General features: G+C 63.2%; 23 protein-coding genes. 3 read left to right on the top strand and 20 right to left on the bottom strand.

What is annotated here, in order from left to right; translation table 11 throughout:
* Nucleotides 1-110: 110 nt before the first annotated feature.
* Together NDI65_RS21255 and NDI65_RS21260 are read right to left on the bottom strand one after the other, a co-directional pair.
* Nucleotides 111-1061, bottom strand: a complete 951-nt coding sequence (locus NDI65_RS21255; RefSeq protein ID WP_139043096.1) for a hypothetical protein — start codon at nt 1059-1061, stop codon at nt 111-113.
* Between the two features lie 8 nt (nt 1062-1069).
* Nucleotides 1070-1303, bottom strand: coding sequence for a winged-helix domain-containing protein (locus tag NDI65_RS21260; protein ID WP_089777012.1), 234 nt, complete (start codon nt 1301-1303; stop codon nt 1070-1072).
* 689 nt (nt 1304-1992) lie between these two features.
* Here NDI65_RS21260 and NDI65_RS21265 point away from each other — a divergent pair.
* Complete coding sequence (locus NDI65_RS21265; protein ID WP_089777014.1) at nt 1993-3009, top strand: site-specific integrase; 1017 nt, start codon at nt 1993-1995, stop codon at nt 3007-3009.
* A 237-nt stretch (nt 3010-3246) separates the two neighbouring features.
* Here NDI65_RS21265 and NDI65_RS21270 read toward each other — a convergent pair whose 3' ends face one another.
* The 5 genes from NDI65_RS21270 to katG all read right to left on the bottom strand — a co-directional run bounded on the left by NDI65_RS21270 (nt 3247) and on the right by katG (nt 9800).
* Nucleotides 3247-4575: a hypothetical protein gene (locus NDI65_RS21270; protein ID WP_089777015.1), complete on the bottom strand. Its 1329-nt coding sequence runs from the start codon at nt 4573-4575 to the stop codon at nt 3247-3249.
* 49 nt (nt 4576-4624) lie between these two features.
* Nucleotides 4625-5770, bottom strand: a complete 1146-nt coding sequence (locus NDI65_RS21275) for a Fic family protein (protein ID WP_089777302.1) — start codon at nt 5768-5770, stop codon at nt 4625-4627.
* A 471-nt stretch (nt 5771-6241) separates the two neighbouring features.
* Complete coding sequence (locus tag NDI65_RS21280) at nt 6242-6601, bottom strand: hypothetical protein (RefSeq protein WP_226908679.1); 360 nt, start codon at nt 6599-6601, stop codon at nt 6242-6244.
* A gap of 85 nt (nt 6602-6686) precedes the next feature.
* A complete protein-coding gene (locus NDI65_RS21285) occupies nt 6687-7202 on the bottom strand; it encodes a hypothetical protein (protein WP_193310919.1) in 516 nt (171 codons plus the stop codon).
* 441 nt (nt 7203-7643) lie between these two features.
* Complete coding sequence (gene katG / locus NDI65_RS21290; protein ID WP_310894331.1) at nt 7644-9800, bottom strand: catalase/peroxidase HPI; 2157 nt, start codon at nt 9798-9800, stop codon at nt 7644-7646.
* A gap of 347 nt (nt 9801-10147) precedes the next feature.
* Between katG and NDI65_RS21295 the strand changes: the two genes are divergently transcribed.
* Nucleotides 10148-10474, top strand: coding sequence for a hypothetical protein (locus tag NDI65_RS21295; RefSeq protein ID WP_310894332.1), 327 nt, complete (start codon nt 10148-10150; stop codon nt 10472-10474).
* Between the two features lie 50 nt (nt 10475-10524).
* Here the strand turns inward: NDI65_RS21295 and NDI65_RS21300 are convergent, their stop codons facing one another.
* Nucleotides 10525-11319: a helix-turn-helix domain-containing protein gene (locus NDI65_RS21300; protein WP_310894333.1), complete on the bottom strand. Its 795-nt coding sequence runs from the start codon at nt 11317-11319 to the stop codon at nt 10525-10527.
* 385 nt (nt 11320-11704) lie between these two features.
* Here NDI65_RS21300 and NDI65_RS21305 point away from each other — a divergent pair, with 385 nt between their 5' ends.
* Nucleotides 11705-12505, top strand: coding sequence for a helix-turn-helix domain-containing protein (locus NDI65_RS21305; protein WP_310894334.1), 801 nt, complete (start codon nt 11705-11707; stop codon nt 12503-12505).
* Between the two features lie 176 nt (nt 12506-12681).
* Here NDI65_RS21305 and NDI65_RS21310 read toward each other — a convergent pair whose 3' ends face one another.
* From NDI65_RS21310 to NDI65_RS21365, 12 genes are read right to left on the bottom strand one after another with little or no spacing between them, the layout of a single operon-like run.
* Nucleotides 12682-13341: an aspartate/glutamate racemase family protein gene (locus NDI65_RS21310; RefSeq protein ID WP_310894335.1), complete on the bottom strand. Its 660-nt coding sequence runs from the start codon at nt 13339-13341 to the stop codon at nt 12682-12684.
* A complete protein-coding gene (locus tag NDI65_RS21315) occupies nt 13341-14294 on the bottom strand; it encodes a nitroreductase family protein (RefSeq protein ID WP_089777021.1) in 954 nt (317 codons plus the stop codon). The genes NDI65_RS21310 and NDI65_RS21315 overlap by 1 nt, the downstream gene beginning before the upstream one ends.
* Nucleotides 14291-15238: an aminopeptidase gene (locus tag NDI65_RS21320; RefSeq protein ID WP_089777022.1), complete on the bottom strand. Its 948-nt coding sequence runs from the start codon at nt 15236-15238 to the stop codon at nt 14291-14293. Before NDI65_RS21320 ends, NDI65_RS21315 begins: the two co-directional genes overlap by 4 nt.
* 1 nt (nt 15239) lies before the next feature.
* Nucleotides 15240-15899, bottom strand: a complete 660-nt coding sequence (locus tag NDI65_RS21325; protein ID WP_089777023.1) for an AroM family protein — start codon at nt 15897-15899, stop codon at nt 15240-15242.
* A gap of 1 nt (nt 15900) precedes the next feature.
* Nucleotides 15901-16818, bottom strand: coding sequence for a DUF1177 domain-containing protein (locus tag NDI65_RS21330; RefSeq protein WP_310894336.1), 918 nt, complete (start codon nt 16816-16818; stop codon nt 15901-15903).
* A gap of 8 nt (nt 16819-16826) precedes the next feature.
* The gene (locus tag NDI65_RS21335; RefSeq protein ID WP_310894337.1) at nt 16827-17909 is read right to left on the bottom strand and encodes a DUF917 family protein; all 1083 of its coding nucleotides are present in this window, start codon (nt 17907-17909) and stop codon (nt 16827-16829) included.
* On the bottom strand, nt 17906-18268 hold the full coding sequence (locus NDI65_RS21340; RefSeq protein WP_089777024.1) for a hypothetical protein: 363 nt from the start codon (nt 18266-18268) through the stop codon (nt 17906-17908). The genes NDI65_RS21335 and NDI65_RS21340 overlap by 4 nt, the downstream gene beginning before the upstream one ends.
* Nucleotides 18265-19329: an ABC transporter ATP-binding protein gene (locus NDI65_RS21345; RefSeq protein ID WP_089777025.1), complete on the bottom strand. Its 1065-nt coding sequence runs from the start codon at nt 19327-19329 to the stop codon at nt 18265-18267. The genes NDI65_RS21340 and NDI65_RS21345 overlap by 4 nt, the downstream gene beginning before the upstream one ends.
* Complete coding sequence (locus NDI65_RS21350; RefSeq protein ID WP_089777026.1) at nt 19326-20453, bottom strand: ABC transporter ATP-binding protein; 1128 nt, start codon at nt 20451-20453, stop codon at nt 19326-19328. Before NDI65_RS21350 ends, NDI65_RS21345 begins: the two co-directional genes overlap by 4 nt.
* A 1-nt stretch (nt 20454) precedes the next feature.
* A complete protein-coding gene (locus NDI65_RS21355; protein WP_089777027.1) occupies nt 20455-21360 on the bottom strand; it encodes an ABC transporter permease in 906 nt (301 codons plus the stop codon).
* A 2-nt stretch (nt 21361-21362) separates the two neighbouring features.
* On the bottom strand, nt 21363-22382 hold the full coding sequence (locus tag NDI65_RS21360) for an ABC transporter permease (RefSeq protein WP_089777028.1): 1020 nt from the start codon (nt 22380-22382) through the stop codon (nt 21363-21365).
* A gap of 51 nt (nt 22383-22433) precedes the next feature.
* Entirely contained in the window at nt 22434-24122 is a 1689-nt protein-coding gene (locus tag NDI65_RS21365) for an ABC transporter substrate-binding protein (protein WP_089777029.1), read from the bottom strand.
* Nucleotides 24123-24386: the final 264 nt, after the last annotated feature.

Below are 24386 nucleotides of genomic sequence, written 5' to 3' on the forward strand. Positions count from 1 at the left end.
TCCGCTCACGCTCCCAAGTTTCTTCTAAATCCGTCGCAAAGCACTCGCTGAGCAGGTCTGCGAGCATCTTGACCAACTAACTCAACGACCTGCTCGTTCCTCAAACTGGCTTAACTAGACAGTGCCTTAATGCCTGTTCTGACCACCCTGACCAACAGTGGCGAACCGACCCCAAAGAGGACGCCTGCAACGATAGTAACCTGAGCAACCCCATACTTGGTGAATAAATTGAGTAAGGGGAACCCGATTGCGGCTTGGTTGTTCTCCCACCAGAGCATTGCGTTGGCTAGAATCAGCAGTATTCCCGGAGCAATAATGACCAGTAAGGGAGCAAGAAGTGGGATTGTTCTAACCAATTCGGGATTGGACCCAGTTATGTGAAAGTCGGGATTCCGTTCGTTGGGGTTTCGTTCTCGTTGGAGACGTTCAACGATGAGTAGTGAAGTCAAGAATGATATTCCGAATACCGACACAATGGTGATTATAAAGTTTAGCTCACCAATATCAGAGGTGGACAATAATCTTCCGCTCGATAAAAACACCAAGCCAATAATTAGAGACACAACTGCTACAGATGCCAAAAAGTAACCCGCATTTATCAGCCGAGATTGCTGGTTCAGCAACTGTGAATTTTTCGACAGATACAATCGGTACTCAGTACCATACTCGTCCTTGCGGAGATTAATTCCATCAGATCTGAACGGCTCGTTTCCTAACAACGGAACTGGGTTATCTGTACTGAGGACCATCCAGAACTTTCCGAGCGCATAAAAGAACAAAAAGAGTGAAACGAAGGAGAAGATCGCACCAACAAGGACGTTTGATTGAGTCTCAAAACCGGCCCCAGAACCCCAAAGCGTGTTGATTATACCAGATATCTCAGGAACACTTAGTACGAGAGATGTCAAAGAAGATAGGACACTAACCCCGGTCGTCACGCCCAAACTGACGATGAGCCTGAGAGCAATCTGTTCATTATGACGGTATTGCTCAAGTTGGCGGTTCAGAACCTCTGCTTGATCTTTTTCGAAGTATACCTGTATGCGGTCGTCCGGGGTCATATGATAGTTCACTCGAGGGAACTAGCGTCAAATTCTCCTGAGAGATACTGGTTTCCGAGATCAGAGATTTTGTAACGACCACGTCGGACTCGATCAACAAAGTCACGATCAGAAAGTTCTCCGAGTCTCCGACTGACCTCAGCTCGACTCTTATCGATATTCTCTGCAATGATAGTCGGTGAGAGAACCAACTCAGATGAGCTGAGGACCTCAAGGATACGCTCATCGATCGGCAACTGCATCCAGTTACCGGGTTTTCGTCTCTCGTTCACCACGGTGGTTCTGATATTTCACCAGTCTACTTATCATGTTTCAATCATAGTATGGTGTTCTAAACCTCACTAGGTAGTGAGAAAGAATTATGGTACACCACTTCGTGAGGTGAGGCACGGAAGCACCTTCGCGAACCTATCGCTCTCCGATAGGTTCTGCAGAAGCGGACCTCGCTGGTAGGACAGCAGGCCCGCGCGGGCTTCCGTGCTGTAGCCACGAAAGCCATGTTCGACTCACTTCCGCGGGCTATTGAACCCCGCGCACGAGCGCACGTACAGTCGCCGAAGAACCGTTTAGTTTCACTCGCAGAAACGCCCGATTTCGGGGGTACGTCCGGCCAATTCGATCACTTTCACTTTCACTCCCCGTACGAGCGGGCGTATTATTACAAAACGGGTGGCCGCCCAACTGTGATGACGACTACGCAGGTCATTTGCGATGAGAACCGGACGGACCGATGGCAGTTCGTGTGTCCGCGAGAACACCGAACGTGGGAAGCGGCGGAAGACCACTTCTGGTGCCAACGGTGCGCGTCCACCAAGGACGTTGACGGCCGGTTCTATCAACTCCGGGATAAGGTGAGCGGTGAGCGACTTTCTCGCGAGGAAGTCGTACTCCAGAGTAACTGCGACGACGACCTCGAGCTGGAGGCCGACGCATGAGCGACGATCTCCAACCACTCTCCCCCGAGGAGGGCGTGGAGATGTACCTCGATCTCCGCGAGGGCGACGTGTCCGAAACGACGCTCATGAACCACGGCTACCGGCTGAACCCGTTCCTCGATTTCTGCGAGGAACACGATATCGACAATCTGAACGACGTGACCGGCCGGACGCTGTACAAGTACTACAGCTACAAGAAGGGCGCAATCAAGCCGGTCACGCTGGACAACTACCTCACGACGCTTCGGGTAGCCCTCGATCTGTGGGCCGACATCGACGCCGTCGAAGAGGGACTTCGCGAGAAGGTGCCGCTTCCGAACCTGAAACCGCAGGACGACGTGCGCGACCGCGTGCTGCGCGGCGACCGCGCGAAAGAGATCCTGAACGGGCTGGACACGTTCAACTACGCCTCTCGGGACCACGTGATCATGCTCATCCTGTGGCACACCGGGATGCGCACCGGCTCAATCTACTCGCTCGACGTGGACGACTATGACCCCGAAGAACCGTGCCTGAAGCTCCGGCACCGTCCCGAGGAGGGAACCCCGCTGAAGAACGAGGAGAACGGCGAACGGGACGTGTCTCTCAGCCACCCCGTCGCCGCAGTCATCGACGATTATCTCGCGAAGAACCACTACGAGGTGACCGACGAGTACGGCCGCGAGCCGCTTATCTCGTCGTCACAGGGTCGGCTCTCGAAGGGCGCGTACAGAACGAGTATCTACGCCGTGACGCGCCCGTGCGAGTGGGGGGCGTGTCCGCACGCAGAAGTAGACCCGGACGACTGCAGACCCGCCGATAGGCGCGATAAGGCGTCTCGTTGTCCTTCGACGGTCTCGCCGCACGACATTCGCCGCGGTGCGATCACCGAGTCGCTGAACGACGGCGTCCCGGTCGAGATCGTGAGTGAGCGGATGAACGTGTCTGTGGACGTGCTCGACAAGCACTACGACAAGCGCACGCACCGTGAGCGGATGGAGGTCCGTCGTCGCGTTCTTCGGGAGGTGCGGTAATAGGATGTCTCCGGAATTTGGGATGCCAGCAGTACATACCACTTACATTCCGCCGGGTCCATGATTTCCTAAAACTGTATATTTGGTGCTCAGAGACTCCAGAAAGCCACTCACCAATCCAACGAACGAGCTGTCCGTGATTTCATTCGGTGCTCAGGCACACCATTTAGCGAACTAGAAGGTATTCGAATACGTCTCGTCCAAATTTTCATCGGGAGATGCAACTGTGCGTCTGGGTTATTCGCCCATCTTCCATTCACAGACCTTGTTCGCACGTTCCGTCACCGGCCATTTCACTCGACAAGCGATGTCGCCAGTACTCGTGTTCTTTGGAACGTCGAAGTAGAGGACACCATTCGTCGTTTCTCCGGGGGCAATCTCACGCGAACCACGAAAGTATGGCATCTCGACCGGTTCACGCAGTCCACGTGCGAACCCACGATTCGAATTCGAATCGACGAACCCGTTGCCTTCGACTTCGAACCAGTCCTTCTCGGGTTCTGAGATGATCGAATCCGTCGGGTTCCACGCAGTTATCTCGAAGACAGCGAACGAGCGTCTGTCGATCGAACGGTTCTCGAAGCCACCTCCGTTTTCCTCGACCCAAACCGTATCACTGACTATCGGTTTGTCTACCCGAAGTTTGACACCGTTCGGTAGCTCGTGAGAGCTTCCAAACTGTGCCTTCGTGGGAACGACGTGAGTCGTTTTCTCGAACGCGGGAGGCACTGCGATTGTTACGTCTTGAACCCCTTTTGCTGGAAGCGTTTTTTCGATCGTCACCGTCTCTCCGGGTTCGACCGTCGCATCGAGTATGCCGCCCGGTGCGTTCGGCACGTTGCTCCGCACGACAGAGAACCGTTGATTGAACAGCCCAGGGTTTCCGCCTGTATTAGTCACCGACACAGAGAACTCTATTTCGCCACCGTTGACGTGTTCTTCCGGGGCGTCGAGCGACGTGACCTCCATGTCCGGGAGTGAACTCGGGTCAACCGACCCTTCCCAATATGCTTCCACGGTAGACGAACGTGAATCGGAGAGTGATAGACGGAAATCCGTCGAGTCAGCCGGGACCTCGAAGAAAACCCAGCCCAGCGCGGTGACGTTAGGATGGGCGTCTTCGACTGTTTCATAAAGTGCCCCACCGAACGGGAACGACAGCGTCGGTTCCCCGCCCGGTTTCCCCTTCGGTTTGAGAGGTCGGTACTGGCTCCCACCGGTGATAAGTGCCAGAGAGTCACGAGAAGGGAGGTCGACGACCGATTCACCCGTATTCGCTGCCCGGACGTCAGCTAAGATCAAAGCGTTACCCTCCTCTGGGCTGATTGTGGTTCCGTCGACCAACCGTGCTGCTCCAGTGAACCGAGCGGATGCAACCACAATGGTAGCACCATCGGGCCGTGAGTACGACTCCCCAACCGGGCGTTGTACTGGTCCACTCGTCGTCGCCTCGGAGGATGGAGATGTGTCCTCCCCGGACGATGCAACGGCCGAATCAGACTTCGTCGTCGTACAACCGGCAGTCGATGCGAGTGCGAGCGAGGTGAGGAACGTTCGACGGTTCATAAACCGGGATGGTCCCGGTTTATGACTTAAACCTTCGCGCCGAAGCGGCCTACTCGAACACGTCGAACACGTCGACCGCCTTGTACTCTTGGCCCCACTCGGCCCCGGTCACTTCTTCGATGAGACCGGCGTCTTCGAGGTTCTCGATGACGTTGTACGCAGTTCCACGTGATACGTCGAGTTCCCGGACGATGTCGTTCGCCGTGAAGTACGGGATTTCGAGCAATTTGCGGGCGAACCGGTCCGTCGACGTGTTTCCGGCGTAGTCCGTCTCGTACCTCGACTGCAGTTCTTTGAGTGCCCACGTGCGGTCGTACGACTCTTCGGCCTGCGACCGGAGCGCTTCGAGGAAGAAGTCGATCCACTCGACCCATTCACCCTGCTCGCTCACGGCGCGCGTCTTCTCGACGTACTCGACCTTGTTCCGGTTGAAGTAGGCACTCGGATAGATGTACGGACTCTCGATGTACCCTTGGTCGACCAGATAGAGGATGATGACGAGTCTGCCGAGACGACCGTTCCCATCCGAAAACGGGTGGACCGTCTCGAAGAAGTAGTGAATAATCGCGGCGTCGACGAGTGGGTGGTACTCACCGTCCGACTCGACGTACTCGACGAGCGAAGACATGAGGTCATCGAGAGACGACGCCGACGGAGGAATAAACGGGTCTTTGACTGGGTTTGGACTATCGAGCCGGACCATGTGGTCACGGAACTCTCCGACGACATCGCCCTCGTTACGGACACCATCGAGGAGCATCTCGTGAAGATGTTTAATCAAATCGAGCGTGAGTTCGCCCCCGCCTTCGACGTGGTCGATACCGTACAGAAGCGCCTCCTCGTAGTTCAGGGCCTCACGCAAGTCCTTGCTTTGTTCCTCTGCATCGGCGCTGTCTTCGTGTTTCGTGTGGAACGCGGCGACGTCCTGATAATCGACTTCTGCGCCCTCGATTCGGGCCGACTCGACTGCCTCGATTCGGATGAGCGTCGTATAGAGGACGGCAGCGAAATCGACCGTCGAACTGATGCCATCGACACGGCCAATCTGGTAGGCTGCGTCGGCGACGAGGTCGTGTGTCTCGTCGGGGAGTTCGATTTTCGGCTCTGGAGGAAGCGGGTCTGGTGAGTAGTACGGACGCGGATGGTACTCGACGTATTTCCCCGGTGCCTCCTTTGGGAGCTTCTTCGTCCGCATTTTCATCCAATACTGGGCGCCAGCATGTATAACTACGGATATACTAATTGAACAAGATTGGGAAACGAGACGCAGCATGTACAGAGCAACCCGGAGAATTTGGAATAGCAGTCAGTGAGCCCAGGTCTCGTGAAACTACTATTTAAACTACTGAACAAGAAAACGTGTTCGAGTCACCGTTGTCTACTAGCAAGGAGACGGTTTGACAACGAATCGGTCTGTCCGGGAGATAAATGCCGACGTTCAGATTTCGAACGGAATGAAGCCAAAAATGAGACCTATTGACCACGCTGAAAATGCGCCGTACAGACCCTCAATCCACTGAAATCTAGACCCCGTCCATTCACCGAACGAAAGCCCATCGGGTCCGTCATTTTCTAAAACGGCATATTCGACACAGAGAGACCCCAGAAGTGCCCTCACCGGTTCAATGAACGAACTGTCCAAGATTTCGTTCGTTCCCAACTCGATCTATTCCATCGTGAGTTCCGGAAGCCGCTCCTGAAACAACCTGTCCAGAACCGTCCACAGAATCTCCGTCGGAATCTGCTTCTCGAACTGAGTCGCCTCGTGGTTGGTCTCTTCTCTATCTGGCAGAGAATACTGGAAGTGAACTGCCCCGAGTTCGGGGTGGTCGTCGTCACGATGCCATCCACAATTGAACCCCGTGTTCGGATCTGCGTAATGTATCCGAAACTGCGACACGTCCCCAACGAATCGCCACTCAACATCGAGCGTCGGCGACTCTGGCCCAGTCGTCGGTACGACTCGATTTGGGTCGACCTCTGCTTGGATGAACTTCTTGACGATGCTATCCGGTTCGTAGGACACCGACGTGACCGCAGGGTGCCTCTGCAAAACGTCCTTCAGCCCTTCGTAGACCGAACTGTCGATAGTTCCTGATAACCCCATTTGGTCACGCGGAGATTGAGTCTCGTTTAGTCGCCCAATCGTACTCGTTGAGCGCCGCTCGAACGACTGGGATGCGGTCGGAGAGGTGTTCCCACTCGCTGGCAACCTCTCGTCTCGTTTCGACTTCGTCGGCGTCGTCGAGGTCCGCGATACTCGCTCGAAGTTCGCCCGGCGTCTCGACCTCGTACGACTGCTTCCAGCCCGTAATCTTGCTCCGCAGCGAATCGAGGGCATTCGTCAGCTCCTCGCGACTGTGTTCTCGCTGGAGTGCCGCGACCTCTCGATAGGTCGCCATAAGCTGGTCGACGCAGTAGAGCGTCTGGTCGCCCTGCTCTATCTTCCTGAGGACGTTGTCCTCGACGAGTTGGTTGAGGTACTTCTGTGCCGTCTTCACGGAGACTTCCGTCTCGTTCGCGACCCACGACGCGGTACGAGGAGTTCGAAGCGTCCGAGCGGCGGCACGGATTCGCTCACCCCGGGTCATCGAAGCGTGGGGGTCGTTCCGGGCTTTGTCGGGCATACTCGGTTCTACGAGACGATGGAACATATATCCACTAGATTGGAAATATAGATTGGGCAAAGGACAGCGTTCGCCTGGCGAACGAAATGAATTCAAAAATACGGTCGACTGCCCCCCGCTGAAAATGCGCCGTACAGACCCTCAATCAACTGAAATCTAGACTCCGTCCATTCACCGCACGAAAGCCCGTCGGGCCCGTTTCGCGGTGGGTCACGTTGAATCCGATGTTGTTTCGTGTCGTACCGAATCTCCATCGGGACCGCAGACTTCTGGAACGTTTTAGAACCAAAGAACGAGCGCGCTAGCCATCCGAACTCGCGGCGAAGAGTCAGCTGTCGGAATTGACAGTCGTTCCGAGGCGTCACAAGAAAACGTGAGAGAAACGGGACCGACACCGCGGTCCGGCTTCGAGAACGCCTCAGCCGAGAGCGGACGGAGCGGTTATTCGAGGTCGAATCGGTCGTGGCTCATGACCTTGTGCCACGTCTCGACGAAGTCCTCGACGAACTCCTCTTCGCCGTCGTCGCCGCCGTACACTTCCGCGATGGCGCGCAGGCGGGAGTTCGAGCCGAAGATGAGGTCGAAGCGGGTGGCCTCCCACTCGACGTCGCCCGTCTCGCGGTCGCGCACCTCGTACAGGTACTCGTCGTCCGAGACCGGCTCCCACTTGTAGTCCATGTCGAGCAGGTTCACGAAGAAGTCGTTCGTGAGCGTCTCGGGTTCGTCGGTGAGGACGCCGAGGTCGGAGTCCTGGTAGTTCGCGCCCAGCGCGCGCATGCCGCCGACGAGGACGGTCATCTCGTGCGCCGAGAGGGCGAGCAGGTCGGCCTTGTCGACGAGCAGGTCCTCGGGTCGCTCCTCGACGTCGTCCGCGATGTAGTTCCGGAAGCCGTCGGCGTCCGGCTTGAGCATCTCGAACGACTCGACGTCGGTCTGTTCCTGCGACGCGTCGGTCCGACCGGGCTCGAACGGAACCTCGACGTCGTAGCCGGCGTCCGCCGCCGCCTGCTCGACGGCCGCAGCGCCGCCCAGCACGATGAGGTCCGCGAGCGAGACGCGGGTGTCGTCGGACTGCGCGTCGTTGAACGACGCCTGAATCGCTTCGAGGGTGCCGAGCACGTCATCGAGCTGGTCGGGCTCGTTGACCTCCCAGCTACGCTGAGGTTCGAGGCGGATGCGCGCGCCGTTCGCGCCGCCGCGCTTGTCGCTGTCGCGGTACGTCGACGCCGCGGCCCACGCGGTCTTGACCAGCTGGGAGACGGAGAGGCCCGAGTCGAGAAGCTCGGCTTTGAGCTCCTCGACGTCCTCGTCGTCGATGAGGTCGTAGTCGGCGTCCGGGATGGGGTCCTGCCACAGCATCGCCTCGTCCGGAACCTCGGGACCGACGAGCCGGGACGGCGGGCCCATGTCGCGGTGGAGGAGCTTGTACCACGCCTTGGCGAACGACTCCTGGAACTCCGCGGGGTCCTCGCGGAACTCTTCGAGCACCGCGCGGAAGTCGGGGTCCTTCTTCAGCGCGATGTCGGTGGTGAGCATCATCGGGTCGACGAACTGGTCGGGGAGGTGCGCGTCCGGAGCCGCGTCCGGAATCTTGTCCGCGGGCGACTCGTCGGCCGGCCGCCACTGCCACGCGCCGCCGGGGCCCTTGTGGGCCTCCCACTCGTAGTCGAGCAGGTTGGCGACGTAGCCCATGTCCCACTGGGTCGGCGCGCTGGTCCACGGACCCTCGATGCCGCTGGTGATGGTGTCGGGGCCCTTCCCGGAGCCGTGGTTGTTCTTCCAGCCGAGACCCTGTTCCTCGATGGGAGCCGCCTCGGGCTCCGCTTCGAGGTTGTCGCCGGAGTCGGCGCCGTGGACCTTCCCGAACGTGTGGCCGCCGGCGATGAGCGCGACGGTCTCCTTGTCGTTCATCGCCATGCCGCTGAACGTCTCGCGGATGTTCTTCGCGGAGCCTTCGAGGTCGGGTTCGCCGTTGGGGCCCTCGGGGTTGACGTAGATGAGGCCCATGACGGTGTTGCCGAGCGGCTCCTTGAGGTTACCCTCCTCGTCGAAGCGCTCGGCGGAGGTCGTCTCCCACTCCTCTTCAGGACCCCAGCTGACGGCCTTGTCGCCCGCGTAGTCGTCGGCGCGGCCGCCGGCGAAGCCGAACGTCTCGAAGCCCATCGATTCGAGGGCGACGTTGCCGGCGAGGACGATGAGGTCGCCCCACGAGAGCTGGTTACCGTACTTCTGCTTGACGGGCCAGAGGAGGCGTCGCGCCTTGTCGAGGTTCACGTTGTCCGGCCAACTGCTGATGGGAGGGAGACGCTGGTGGCCGCCGGACGCGCCGCCGCGGCCGTCGCGGGCGCGGTACGTCCCGGCGCTGTGCCACGCCATCCGGATGAAAAGCGGTCCGTAGTGGCCGTAGTCGGCCGGCCACCAGTCCTTCGAGTCGGTCAAGACCTCCTCGATGTCCGCTTTCAGTTGGTCGTAGTCGAGGTTCTGGAACTCCTCGGCGTAGTCGAACTCTTCTCCCATCGGGTCGATCTGTTGGGCGTTCTGGTCGAGGATTTCGAGGTCTAACTGGTCTGGCCACCAGTCATGGTCGGAGCCATTCATACGCCAACAGTTACCGCTTTTGGGTGATAAAATTGACTGATTTTGAATTAAGTCTTGGCTATAGCCAAAGCGATCTTTTTAATTTATGAATAATCCTCGATGAGGACGCTCACGAGGTGCAGATTCTATTTCGAATTCGAGTAGCTAACCGGAGAGAGCGCGCGGTTTATTTCGCGCCCGCGTACACCGGTTATACTGACGCCCCGGTACGGACAAACGGGGTCGGTCAACGCCGGGTCGATTCGGCTAGCACGGGAGGTCCCAGTACTCACTCAGATAATCAAAAAGATAGTAGGTATGAATTTATCTAATATTTAGGTCTGTGACGGTCGTACATATCGCGCACGATGAACGACGAAACACCCGGTCTCTCGTTTGATTCGCAGCTCGCGGCGATACAACACGTCGAACGACGCCAACTGCTTCTCGCGCTTCTCACGGCGACTTCCAGCGGCTCCGCGCTCGACGACGGCCGTGCTCGGCCCGGAACCGATGTTCGGAAACTGAAACTGCAGATGTACCACGTCCACCTCCCGAAGCTCGAACGGATGGGCCTCATCGAGCCGAACGGGAACTGGTACGACATCCGCAGAGGTCCGCGCTTCGACGATATCGAACCGCTGTTGCGCGTCATCGACGACCACCGAAAGAAACTGCCGGACGACGTACTGTAGGCGTCGTCGAGCGAACCGACGTGCGAACGAACGGCAGCGTCGTGAGCGGATTACTCCGAGTCGCGGCCGAGCAATCCCTGGGACAGCAACCGACGCGAGATGACGATGAGGCCGTTCTGGAACCCACTGCCGAAAATCGCGTGTTCTTCGCCGGTGGCGGGGACGATGGTGCTGACGAGAATCGACGAGCGGTCGACGAGTAAGAGCCGGCCGATAGCGAGGTTCTCGGCGGTTTTCTCGCCGCGGAGCCACTCGAGGCCGGAGACGAACGTCGTCGCGCTCGGGACGGCCGCCCGCACCTGCTGTCGCAGGGATTCGGTCGCCGCCCCGATGAGCACGTCCACAGCCTCGGCTCGGGCGTTCAGGTCATCGACGAACCGGTCGGTCAGAAGCGAGTCGTCGCCGAGAACGAGCACGATTTCGTCGTCCGCGTCGTCGATGAGCTTGTGCGTCCGGTTCGCGATGGCCTCGGCCCCGGACATGGCCCAGACTTCCTGAACCGAGCCCTGTTTGTCCGAGTCGACTCTGTCGGTCCGCTCCAGCGCGTTCGTGAGCCGGTCGATTCGGTTTTGATACTGCGCACGGAGCGTCTCGGTCGCCTCCGCGAGCGGAACGGCCCGAAACCGCTGCGGACTCGAGTGCTGGACTTCGACGAGCCCCTGCGCCTCCAGCACGCGAACCGCGTCGTACACGCGAGTCCGCGGTACGTCGGTAATCTCGCTGAGTTGCTTCGCCGTGCCCGTCGAGACGCGAGTGAGACCGACGAAACATTTTGCCTCGTACTCTTTGAGTCCGAGTTGCTGAAGTACGTCGATAGCATCCTCTTGTGAATCTTCCGTGCTCATATGTCTCAACCGCACTCGGAGGCGTCCCGTCTCCTCACGAACCCTTGTATCGGCGAACGGATAACAATTGTTACTTTTCGAGTGAATACGTTCCGACGGGATTGGCCAGCCGAGTTAGTTCGGGGTTGTGCCCGTGCTTACGCCGTGTTTCTAAGCACGTCGTTGTTATTTTCTCAGTGACAGAGAAGTACCCCACAGTTCTCGGACGCCACGTCCGGACAATCGACATTTGATGAATTCACTCAGTTAATCACAAACAACTATAACGAGCCGAGACGAATACCCACCGCGGCACACAGCGAAGTACTGTGTCCCAACCACAATTGACACGTGCCGCCTCAGCCACCTGACGTGGCTGAGTTTCGCAGACAACGAGGCACCCATTATGAGTACAGATTCGGGCGACGACTTCCGTTCTGTCGCAATCGAACAACTGGAACAGTTCGGCCTCAGCGCGTACGCCGCACGGACTTTCGTCGCGCTCACCAGCCTCGGTATCGGCACGGCAACGGAGATTAGCGAGGTCTCCGAGGTCCCACGAACTCGGGTGTACGACGCGGTCGACGAACTGCGCGAACGGGGACTCGTCGACGTCCAGCAGTCCTCACCGAAGAAGTTCTGGGTGGTGTCCGCGGAGACGACGTGCCAGAAGTTCGAACAGGAGATGAGACAGCGGACCTCCCTTCTGACGACGGCGCTTCAGGAACTCGGAACTGCCCAGCGCAAGCAGGAACAGCGTGGCGTCTGGACGGTTGAAGGCCAGCCTGCCGTCACGGACCGTGTCCTCGAATTCATCGGCGGCGCGGAGGACGAAATCGTCTACATGACCGTCGAGGGACTGCTCACCGAGGACGTCACCGAGGCGCTGAGCGAGGCGGCACACCGCGGGGTCTCGATTCGGCTCGCGGGTGTCTCACCGGACGTTCAGGACACGCTTCACGAAGAGATTCCCGAGGCGGAGCTGTTCGACACGCTGTGGATGTGGTCGGACACGCCAGCGGGCCGCCTCATGATGGTCGACGGAACGCAAACGCTCGTGAGCGTGCTCGTCAACGGTAGAGACGCGGCTCCGTCGGACCCCCGCTCGGAGACGGCGATTTGGGGAGCCGGCGAGACGAACAGCCTCGTCGCGGTGCTCCGGGCGATATTCACGTGGCGGCTCGAAAACGACGACCTCGACGACTGAGACGGGGGCCGGCCGACTCTTTGGGCGGTTCGAAACACGGAGACGGAAGCGTTCGAAGTCGGAACCTCGTTACTGCGGCTCGGTACAATCGACCGACGACTGTCGAGAAAATCGCTCGCGCGTGACCCCGAGCGCGGCGCGAGCGGCGCGGAATGCCGTCGGGGTGGTCCGGCAGCTTACTGCCGTGGTGGACGCGGCGGCGCGACGGCGGTCGTCGCCACCGCGCCCATCGCCACGACAGGGTCGACGATGGGTATCGGGACGTCGGCCCGCACGTCGGGAATCGCGCCCGACGAGGAGATGCCGGTACAGCTCGGCGCGACGACGTCACAGCCGGCGTCGACGAGGCGGTCGACCGCGGCGCGAATCGCCGCCCGCCCGTCGTCGGTCGTGAGGTGGTTCGTCGTCGCCGCGTCCTCGACGACCTCCTCGGCCGCGAGCCGGTCGCCGAGCAGGTGTCGGATACTCGACCCGGCCCCGTTTTCGAGACCGAGCGTCCCGACGCGCTCGCCGCGGGCGGACGCGACGGCCGCCACGCTCGCGCCCGCGCCGACGACCGGGATGTCGAGCGCCTCGTCGAGCGCCTCCACGCCGGGGTCGAGCGCGCAACTGACGCAGAGCGCGTCGACCTCGGTCGCCAGCTCGCGGCCGAGCGCCTCGATGTGCGGGAGTGCGTCGGCCTCGGCGGCCGCGTTCGGAATCCCGTCGGGGTGGTCGGGGATGCACCGCGACAGCGTCGAGACGTGCGGGTAGTGTCGCTCGACGAGTCGTCCGTGGAGAGCGACCTCCTCGGGGTCGTCCAGCGTGAGCACGCGGAGGACGCCGAGTTCGACCATCAGGCGGCACCCCCGCCGTTCCCGTTCCGGTCGGCGTCCGGGTCCGGCGCGCCCGAGTCCGCGTCCGCCGTGTCCGCGTCCGCCGGCTCGTCGATGCCGCGGGCCGCGAAGAAGCCCTGCTGTCGGAGCGCGTCGAGCAGTTCGCCCTCGCGGCGGTTCATGAAGCCGTTCGGCCCCCAGTAGCGTTCGAGCGTCTCCTGCCACTCGCGGCGGTCGTCGCCGTAGACGCTGTCGCCGTACATCTCGTTCATCGCGTCGTAGCAGGCGTCGAGTTGCGCCGCGGTGGGGTCGCGGTAGCCGCCCTCGTGGAGCACCGTGTCGAGCGGAACCCTCGGGGCGTTCTCGGTCGCCTCGCCGTGGCGCGGAACGCCGAGACAGAGGCCGAAAATCGGCAGGACGCCCGCGGGGAGGTCGGCCGTCGCGGCGACCTCGGTGAGGTTGTTCAGGATGTTGCCGATGGGACAGACGCCGTAGCCGCGGCTCTCGGCGGCCAGCATCACGCCCATCGCGGCCAGCGAGGCGTCTATCGACCCCTCCAACAGCCCCATCGCGGGCGTCGTCCGGAACTCCCGGTCGCGGTGCTCCAACAGCAGTCGAATCCGGCGGACGTCGATGCAGACCAGAAGGAACTGGCTCGCCTCCTCGACCTGCACGGTACCGCGGCTACACAGTTCGTGAATCCGCTCGCGGCGGTCGGGGTCGCGTATCCAGACGAAACTGTACATCTGGGTCGTCCCGCTCGTCGGGGCTTTCCGACCCGCGTCGACCATCGCGCGGACCTCGTCGTCGGGAATCTCGGCGTCGGTGTCGAACTGGCGGACCGTCGCGCGGCGCGCCAGCCACGGCGCGAGGTCCGGCACCTCGGCGGCCGCCGCGGCGAGCGCGGGCCGGTCCGTGTGGTCCGTGTAGTCTGTATTCGCGCGGTCACCGGCCGGGGGCGTGCGGTCGCTCACACGCGCACCTCGCCGTCGGCGACGACGACCTCGCCGTCGAGCGAGACCGTCGGTTCGAGGATGACGCCGTCGAGGTGCGAGTCGCAGTCGATGGTGCCGCCGAAGCCGAGGTTGTCGCCGAAGGCGACGTGGCAGGTGCCGTACACCTTCTCGTCTTCGAGGACGGTGCCGATGATGCTCGCCGCCGGGTTCGTCCCGAGACCGAGTTCGCACACCCGGCGGGCGCAGTCGTCGCCGCTCGTCGCGTCGAGGAACTCGTCGGCGGCCGCGCCCTCGACGGACGCGATGCGTCCCCCGTCGAGTTCGACCGTCAGCGGGTCGTCGAGGACGCCGACGCCCGCGAGGCCGCCGTCGAAGACGAGCGTTCCGGTCGCCGTCCCCTCGACCGGCGCGATGTAGCTCTCGCCGGACGGGAGGTTGCCGGAGTCGCCGGAGTCGGCGATGATGCCGTCGCTCGGGATGCCGTCGCGGCCCGAAAGCGACATCGTCGCCGACGCGCCGCCGGCCTCGATGCGGGCCTCGTCGGCCGCGGTGAGCTTCTCCGTGAGCGCCGCCGTCAGGCGCTCGACCTCCTCGTAGTCGGCCGTAATCGCGCCCTCGCTGAACATCTGGTCCGTGATGCCGGGCATCGTGGCGACGCGCGCGCCGGCCTCGGTCGCGGCCTCTCGGGCCCGCGTGTGCGTCAGCGACGCGCTGGTCGGACAGACCACGATGTCCGCCGACTCCATGGCGCGGGCGACCGATTCCGGCGGCTCCATCCCGTTTCGCTCCATCGGCGGAATCTCGAACAGGCCGGACTCCAAGCCGAGGTCGACCCCCGCCTCGAACAGCGGCCGACCGATGTGGTTCGTGTCGGTGTCGGTCACGACGAGGAGCGTCTCGCCGGGACGGGCGTTCATGTTCTCGGCGAGGAGTCGCTTCGCCACGGCGCGGTAGTCGGCCACGTCAGAGCACCTCCTCTGCGGTCTTCGCCAGCACCGACCGCCCGAGCAGGACGCTCGTGTCCGTTATCTCGCGGACGGTCGCCTTCATCTCGGGCGTGTAGCCCATGCAGTCCATCACGATGAGGTCGGCGTCGGTGCCGATGTCGGCCGCGGCGGCCGACACCTCGTCTTCGTCGGCGTACGGCGACCCGGCGGCGGTGACGAGGTCGTAGTCGGCCCACTTCTCGAACGTCATGGCCTCCTGTTCCTCCTTGGGCATGATGACGCCGAGGGTGCCCCCGTCGAGGATGGTCGAAACCCACGCCGAAAGCAGGTCGCTCGGCTCGAAGACGGGGACGCTGACGTCGAACGGCGGAAAGTGACCCGTACAGAGGACGCCGATGGCCGTCACCTCCGATTCGAGGTCGCGAATGCGCGCTCCGAGGAGGTCGACGACCGACTCGCGGTCGACGGTGACGGCCGTCCCGTCGGCGAGTCGGGAGACGTACACCGGCTGTCCCTCGCGCGGGCCGACCGCGGCTTCGACCTCGGCCGCCGAGTCGAACCGGTCGAGTGCGCCGACTTCGACGAGTTCCACCTCGGGCGAGAGCATCGCCGCGATGTCGGGCGTCACGTCGGTCCGGGGGGCCTGCCCGATGGTCACGAGTCCGAGCGTCGACATCTCAGACGCCCTCGCCCAGCGTCTGGAGGCGACCCATCGAACCGTACAGCGACGTGAGGCGGTCGTATTCGGCCTCGTCGTAGAACGACGCGCGGCCGCGAGTGAAGTCCTTGGCCGTCTCGACGACGAACCCGGTCGCGTCGAGCAGGTCGGTGAGGTAGTTCGCGCCGGTCCCGCAGCCGGGGACGGGCGAGACGCTCGTCGTCGCCACGCCCACGACGGGCGCGTCGGTCGCCGTCGCCGGCTGGAGGATGCTGTTGATGTGGTGCACGTCGTTGCCGTAGGGGGTGATGTCCTGCATCGTGAGCGTGAGCGTGCTCGGCGGGCGGCCGGTCGCCCGCTCTTGGATGTCGAGGAGGCTGTCGCTCACCTTGAGCACCCACCCCTCCTTGACCGTGGGCGTGATGGCGAAGCCGCGCTCGCAGTGGACGCGGTTGCCCTTCGTGGCGTCGACGGAGACGACGGCGTCCATCTCCTCGTCCACCTCGTGTTCGTTCATGGTGCTCGTATCGACCGGACTGCCCATGAAGGGCACCGGGTCGTGGGGGGAGGTCGGCGCGTCCGGACAGACGTGCGTGGCGATGCGGACGTCGCCGGCGAGCACGTCGCCGCGGGCGCGCATCTCGCCGAGGTGGAGCGCGACCGCGAGGGCGACGATGGCCCCGTCGGCGTCGGAGACCGGGCCGAGTTCGGCCGGCCGCGCGGCGACGCCGCCGAGGCGACCGACGACGCCGAGCGTCGGCGCGTCCGGGTCGCGACCGGGGACGACCGTCTTGACGAAGTCGGTCGATCCCTCGTCGGTCGAGATGGTCGTCACCTCGGTGTCGAGACCGTGCGTTTCGAGTGCGTCGCGTACCAGTTCGCCGTCCGCGTCGGGGCGGCTGAGGATGTCGTAGGCTTGCTGAATCTTGTCGAACATGAGTGTCGTTAGTTGAATACGTGTGATTTGACCGCTTTTCCGACCGCCTGTTCCACCGGGTCGAAGAGCGCCGGGTCGGCCATCCCCGCGCCCAGAGAGAGGTTCGCCGCGGGCGCGACGACGACCGCAACCGACCGACCCTCCGCGAGTTCCGCCGTCGAGACGGGCATCCCCGTCTCGGCGTCGAGCGTCGTGATGAGGTCCGGGAACGTCGCGAGGCGCTCGCCGTCGAGGTCGAGCGTCATGTACTCGTTCCAGAAGGTGAGTTCGCGCCCCTCGATTTCGACCTCGCCCACGTCGAAGCCGCCGGTCGTTTCGAGCGCGAACGACTCGACGGGACCGACGAGCGAGACCTCGCCGCCGAGCACGTCGGCGACGCGGTCGGCGGCGTCGCGGCCGTCGTCCGCGAGTCTGACCGCGCGACCGACCGCCTCGGCCCGGTCGTACGTGTCGAGCGCCGCGTTCGCCTCGGCGTAGCTCGCGGGAACGGGATTGCGAGCGACGGCGACGAGGCCGCCGGCGTCTTCGGCCGCGTGCCGGACGAGCGACGCCGCCGTGCCGAGTTCCGCCTCGACGACCGTCTCCAGTCGGGCCGCGGTGCCCGGCACGCCGCCGACCGCCGCCTGCACCGACTCGGCGTCCTGCGACAGCCCGATAGAGCCCATCGGCCCGGTCGGGTGCGCCCGCCCGTTACAGGCGGCGTCGACGAGCGGGAGCCCGGTCACGGCCGACTGGAGCAGGCCGTTGACGGTGGCGAACCCGCCCATCTCGTTCGTCATCAGCGCGCCGACGGTCGTCCCGTCGGCCGCGAGTCTGTCCACCAGTAGTTCGACCGCGCGCACGTAGTCCGCGGGGTCGACGTGGCTCTCCGTCGCGGCGGGCGCGCCCACGCCGCTGACGGTCAGCACCACGTCCGTCGGGTCGAGGTCGGCGACCGAGACGATTGTCGGCCGGCCGTACTCGACGGCGAGTTCGCCGAACTCGATGCCCTTGGTCAGCGAGCCGCCGCCCCCGCCGCCGAGGACCGCGCCGCCGACCGCGATGTCTTCGACCCATTCCGCCGTTATCGTCCGCGTGTCGTCTGTCGTCATTGGGGTGCCTCGGGGGTGTCTGCGTCGTCGGCCGTCGCGCTGAGGAAGGCGTTCGGCCGCTGTCTGTCGGCGTTGCGAAGCGTCGCGGTCCCCCGCGCCCGGAGTCGCTTCATGCCCGCCGCGAGCAGGTGGTACGTCTGGTCGCGGCCCATCGATTCGAACAGCCCGTCGGACTTCGCGACCGCCGTGGCGCAGACCTCGTCGTCGCGGCACGGCCGGTCGCAGGCCGAACACGCCGGCTGGGCGGCCTTGAACGCCGCCGGGTCCGACGCGCACGACCGGAGCAGTTCGTCGGTCCACGGGCGGTTCCGTCGCGCCCGCCGGAGGGCGGCGAGACGGTCTGTGCGCTCCCCGGTCATTCCCACTCCGCTCCCTCCTCGAACCGGTCGTCGTGGAGGAAACACCGCGCGACCTGGTCCGGGCCGCGCTCGTACAGTTCGGGTTCCTCGACCGCGCAGGCGTCGAACTCGTGGGCGCAGCGCGACCGGAACGCACAGCCGCTGGGCTTTTCTCTCGGGTCCGGCACCTCGCCGTCGAGCGTGATTCGGTCGGGCTTCGCCAGTTCGTCCTCCTCGCTGATGGTCGAGATGGCGGAGAGGAGCGCCCGGCTGTAGGGGTGTTGGGGCGACCCGAACACCGAGTCCACGTCGCCGACCTCGACGAGCCGCCCGAGGTACATGACGCCGATGCGGTCGGCGACGTTCTTCAGGAGCGAGAGGTCGTGGGTGATGAACAGGTAGGTGATGCCGAACTCCGCCTGTATCTCTTCGAGGATGTTGATGATGCGGGCCTGCACGCTCACGTCGAGCGCGCTCGTCGGCTCGTCGAGGACGACGAACTTCGGGTTGAGCGCGACCGCGCGGGCGATGCCGACGCGCTGTTTCTGGCCGCCCGAGAGCTGTCCGGGGTAGCGGTACATGAACTCCCGCGGGAGGTCCACCATGTCCAAGAGTTCCTCGACCCGTTCGAGCCGGGCCTCGGAGTCGCCGTAGTCGTGAATCTTCAGGGGTGCCTCGATGATCGACTTGACGCGGTGGCGGGGGTTGAGGCTCGAAGACGGGTCCTGATGGACGATCTGCATGTTCCGGCGGAACCGCTTGAGCTCGCCGTCGGAGAGGTCGACGACGTTCTGGCCGTCGATTTCGACCCGCCCGCTCGTCGGCTCCGTCAGGCGGAGCATCGACCGGCCGGTCGTCGTCTTGCCGGAGCCGGACTCGCCGACGAGGCCGAACGTCTCGCCCTCCGCGATGGAGAAGCTCACGCCGTCGACGGCGCGGACCTCCCCCGCCTTCTTCTGGAGGATACCCTCGAACAGCGGGAAGTGTTTCTTGAGGTTCTCGACCGTGACCATCGGGTCGTCGAGGTCCCGGTCGCGCTGTGCCGCCGCCGTCGAGTCGGTCGTGTACGCTGAGTCGTTCATTGGTCCGTCCCCCCGTCTGCTGAGACGTCTCCCGGGGCGTCGCCGCCGGCGACCAGCCACGGCGCGGTGCCGATGTCAACCGGGTCGGCGGCGAGCGATTCGTGGCGCTCGCGGGCGGGCGGGCCGTCGAACAGATGGCACGCGGTCGCGTGGTCTGAGCCGGTCTGCCGCGGGTACGGGTACGCGTCGTAACAGGCCGGCTCCGCGTGCGGACAGCGCTCGACGAACCGACAGCCGACCGGCGGGTCCGTGTAGTCGGGCAGGTGCCCTTCGATGCCGTCGCCGATGCCGGTCGACAGCGTCGGGATGCTCTCCAACAGCCCGCGGGTGTAGGGGTGCTGGGGGTTCGCAAACAGGTCGGCGGTCGGCGCTTGCTCGACGATTTCGCCCGCGTACATCACGTTGATGCGGTCGCTGACCTCGCGGGCGACGCCGAGGTCGTGGGTGATGTAGAGGACGCTCGTGTCGCGCTCCTCGACGAGTTCGTCGAGGAGGTCGAGCACCTTCGCCTCGGTCGTCACGTCGAGGGCGGTGCCCGGTTCGTCGGCGATGAGCAGGTCCGGCTCCGACAGGAGCGCGATGGCGATGAGGACGCGCTGGCGCATCCCCCCGGAGAGTTCGACCGGGTAGCTCTCGAAGACGCGCTCGGGGGCCGAGATTTCGACCTCGCCGAGCATCTCGATGGCCCGCTCCCGGTGTTCGGCCTTCGAACCGGTCGACAGCGCGTCGCGGACGAGCTTCGACAGCGACAGCCGCGGCCGCCCCTGCCACTTCAACACGTCCATCATCTGCTCGCCGACCGTCAGGACGGGGTTGAGACTCGTCATCGGGTCCTGCATTATCATGCTCATCTCCTTGCCGCGCCGCGAGTGGCGCTCGGCGTCGGAGAGAGAGAGCACGTCCTCGCCCTTGTAGCGAATCTCGCCCTCGGGGATGGTCGCCGAGGGGAGCAGTCCCATGATGGACTTCACGGTGACGCTCTTGCCACAGCCCGTCTCGCCGACGAGCGCCGCGGTTTCGCCGCGCTCGATGGTGAAATCGATGCCGTTTATCACTTCGGCCGTCCCGTCGTGGGTCTCGAAGTGGACGTGGAGGTTCTTCACCTCCAAGATGGGCTCACCCATCTCAGTCCACCTCCACGTCGAGCACGTCGCGCAGGCCGTCGCCGATGAAGTTGAACCCGAGGACGGCGAAGGAAATCGCCAGTCCGGGGAACACGGCGATCCACCAGAAGCTCGTGACGTAGTTGCGGCCCTGCGCGATCATCGCGCCCCACGTCGGCGTCGGCGGTTGCGCGCCGAGGCCGAGGAACGACAGGCCCGCGCCGACGAGGATGACGAATCCCATGTCGAGGGTCGCCTTGACCGTGATGGGGCTGACGACGTTCGGGAGAATCTCCCTGAACGTCGTCCGCACCCACCCCGAGCCGAGCGCCCGGCTCGACTCGATGAACTCGTCTTCCTTTATCGAGAGCACCTCGCCCTGCACGAGGCGGGCGTACCACGACCACCACGAGAAGGCGATTGCGACCATGACGTTGAACAGCGACGCGCCGGTCGCGGCGACCACCGCCATGGCGAGGAGCGTGGGCGGGATGGCGAGGAAGATGTCCGTCACCCGCATGATGACGGTGTTCGTCGTCCCGCCGAGGTAGCCCGCGATGAGGCCCAGCGTCACGCCGATGGAGATGGCGATAGAGAGGACGATACCGCTCATCAGGAGCGACAGGCGCGCGCCGAACAGGACGCGGCTGAAGATGTCGCGGCCGGTCGTGTCGGTGCCCATCAGGTGCGTCGCGCTCGGCGGCTCGCTCGCCTGGTCGAAGTAGACGCCCGCGCCGGCGTGTTCGGGGAACGGCGCGATGTACGGCGCGAGAAGCGCCGCGATGATGAGCGTCAGAATCATCGCCAGTCCGACGAGCGAGAGCTTGTTGCCCGCGAAGGTGCGGAAGCCGCGTTTGAGCTGTCGAATCCGCTCTTTCCGGGCGGCGCTCTCGGTGTCGAGAAACGGGATGGAGGTCTTCGTGGACACGGCTATCCCTCCTCCAGCCGCACCCGCGGGTCGAGGTAACCGTACAGCAGGTCGACCACGAAGTTGGCGGTCACGAAGCCGATACCGACCACGATGGTGACGCCGACGATGGCGTTGAAGTCCTGATAGAGGATGGCCTGGACGCCGTAGCGCGCCATCCCCGGCCACGCGAAGACGATCTCCACGAGGAACGCGTTCCCGAGGAGGAAGCCGAACGCGAGGCCGACCACCGTGAGTGAACTCGTAAAGGCGTTTTGGAGCATGTACTTGTATTCGATGAGGGCGTTCGGAAGGCCGTAGGCCCGCGCGGCGAGGACGTAGTCCTTGCGCTGTTCGTCGATCATGTCCGAGCGGATGAGCCGCATCACCTGCGCCAGCGTGGCGAGGCCGAGCGCGACGGTCGGCAACAGGAGGTGCGTGGCCGCGTCGAGGAACGTCCCGAACTGGCCGGCGATGAGGCTGTCGACCAGATACAGGCGCGTGACCGCCGGCGGGGGAGCGACGCCGTCGCTGAGTCGCCCCGAGAGGGGCAACAGTCCGAGGCTGACGACGAAGACGATTTGCAGGACGATAGCGACCCAGAACCGCGGCATCGACACGCCGAACAGGGCGGTGATGCGCGAGAGGTGGTCCTGCCAGCGGTCCTTGTTGGTGCCGGCGACGACGCCGAACGGAATCGCCAACAGAACGGCGCAAAACAGCGTGACGACGGTCAGTTCGAGCGTCGCGGGCAGGCGAGCGACGATGTCGGAAAAGACGTTGTTGTTCGTCCGGAGCGACATCCCCCAGTCGCCCTGCACGACGCCGACGAGCCAGTCGACGTACTGCATCGGCAGGGGCTGGTCGAGGCCCATCTCGGCGCGGAGTGCCGCGACTTGCTGGTCAGTTGCTTCCGGTCCGAGCGCCAACCGAACGGGGTCGCCCGGAATCACGCGGGATATCAGGAAGATGAGCACTGACAGCCCGAAGATGACGGGGACCGAGTGGATTGCGCGCCGAACGAGGTAATCTACGTATGACATTGGTGAGTTGGAAAGACGGCCCGAGGCGGGGCGTCGGAAGTCGTCGGGCGGCTACTCCGCGCGACCCTCGCCGCTCCGAGTCATCGAGTGGACGTCCCAGTCGAACGACATCACGCCGCGGTACTGCCAGCCCTCGACGTTCTCGTTGATGCCGATGCGGTACGGCGGGTTGGCGATGTAGACGCTGGGCATGCCCTCGACGATGAGCGCCTGCGCCTCCTCGTACTTCTCCAGCCGGCTCTGGAGGTCGGTGGACTTGCGCGCCTCTTCGAGGGTGGCCGCGATTTCGTCGGTGGAGTACCACGACTGGGAGATGTACGACCCGAACGAGGAGGGGTGGTACATCAGGTAGGTGTGGCTGTCCGGCGACGGCATCTTCGCCGTGTGGAAGATGTTCGTCATGTGGGCGGTCGACTCGGCGCTCGTCGCGCGGTCGGTGAGGCGGGCCCACTGAAGCGGGTTGATTTCGAGGTCGATGCCGAGTTCGTTCAGCCCGGCCTGATTGAGAAGCCCCATCTGGCGCTGGAGCTCGGTGCCGGCGACGACGACGTGTTCGAGGCCGATTTCGTTGATTTCCTCGACGGAGTAGTCCGCCCTGTCGAGGAACTCCTTGGCCTTGTCGAGGTCCTGTTCCATCGGGACGAGGTCGCCGTTGTGGCCCGCCATCTGACGGGGGACCGGCCCGGCCGCGACGCCGCCGCCGCCGATGATGTCGTTGACGGCGCTGTCGTAGTCGAAGGCATAGGCGATGGCCTTCCGGACGTTGATGTCGTCGGTCGGTGCCTTCCGGCAGTTCAGCGGGAAGTGGAACAACTGCAGTTGCGGCACCTCGGGGACGCGGACGTTGGAGTACGAGTCCATCTCGGCGTACGCCTGCGTGCCCATGTACTGGTCGGTCATGTCGCCTTCGCCCTGTTGCATCGTCGTCTTGATGGTGGACTCCTCGGTGATGACCGTCGAGCGGAACGTGTCGAAGCTGTCCTCGCTCCAGCCCTTCCAGTAGTCCTCGTAGGCGGTCGCCTCGATGGAGTTCCCCTGCTCCCAGTCGTCGAGGACGTACGCGCCCGACCCGGCGGAGTTGCTCTGGAGGTAGGCGTTCCCGTAGTCGCCGTCCTGTTCGTTCTCTTGGACGACGGCGCTGTTGACGATGTAGAACTGGACGAACGTCGCCAGCGCCGGCCCGTACGCCTGATTGAACTCGAAGGCGACCGTCTGCTCGTCGCGGACGGAGATGTTCGAGGGGTCGAGGTAGTCGAGCCAGAACGACGAGTAGCCGCGCTGGAGTTCCAGCATCCGGGTGAGCGAGTACGCCACGTCGTCGGCGGTCAGCGGCGTGCCGTCGGAGAACGTCACGTCGTCGCGGAGGGTGAACACCCACGTCTGGCCCTCGTCTTCGGTGTCCCAGCTCTCGGCGATGTGGGCGGTCGGCTGGAGCGTCTCGGCGTCGACCGTGATGAGTTCGTCGTAGAGGTTCTGCGCCGCGAGCCCCTGCGTGTAGTCGACCTGCTCTGCGGGGTCGAGCGTCCCGAACACCTGCCCGGCGATGAAGTGGAAGTCGTTGCCGCCGCTTCCGCCGCTTCCGCCGTCGCTCGTCTGTTCGGTCGCAGTCGAGTCGCTCCCGGAACTCCCGTCGCTCGTCTCGGTCTGCTGGGTCCCCTGACAGCCCGCGAGCGCGACACTCGTCGCGCCCGCACCGATGAGTTTCAGCAGTTTTCTGCGCTCTATGTTGCCGGTTGGCATGGAGGTTTGTGGATACCCCATTCGTATAAAGCTTTCCTAGTGATTGAACATATCGTCTATAAAAGAAGTTGATTCATCTAATTGTAAGTTCGTAATAATATTGGAGAGAACCGAGAACCCACAGATATGGACGAATACACCCCATGAGAAGATATAGAAGCCGATTCGGTCTTGGCTTCCCCGATAGAGATCGAATATGCACAGCTAATCGTGAGAATAGTGGACAGACTCGGCTCGTCAATCACGAGAACGTCGCGGCGAGAG

Origin of the sequence: Haloferax sp. S2CR25 (assembly GCF_031624535.1) — an archaeon.
In the GTDB taxonomy this organism is placed as follows: Archaea; Halobacteriota; Halobacteria; order Halobacteriales; family Haloferacaceae; genus Haloferax; species Haloferax massiliensis.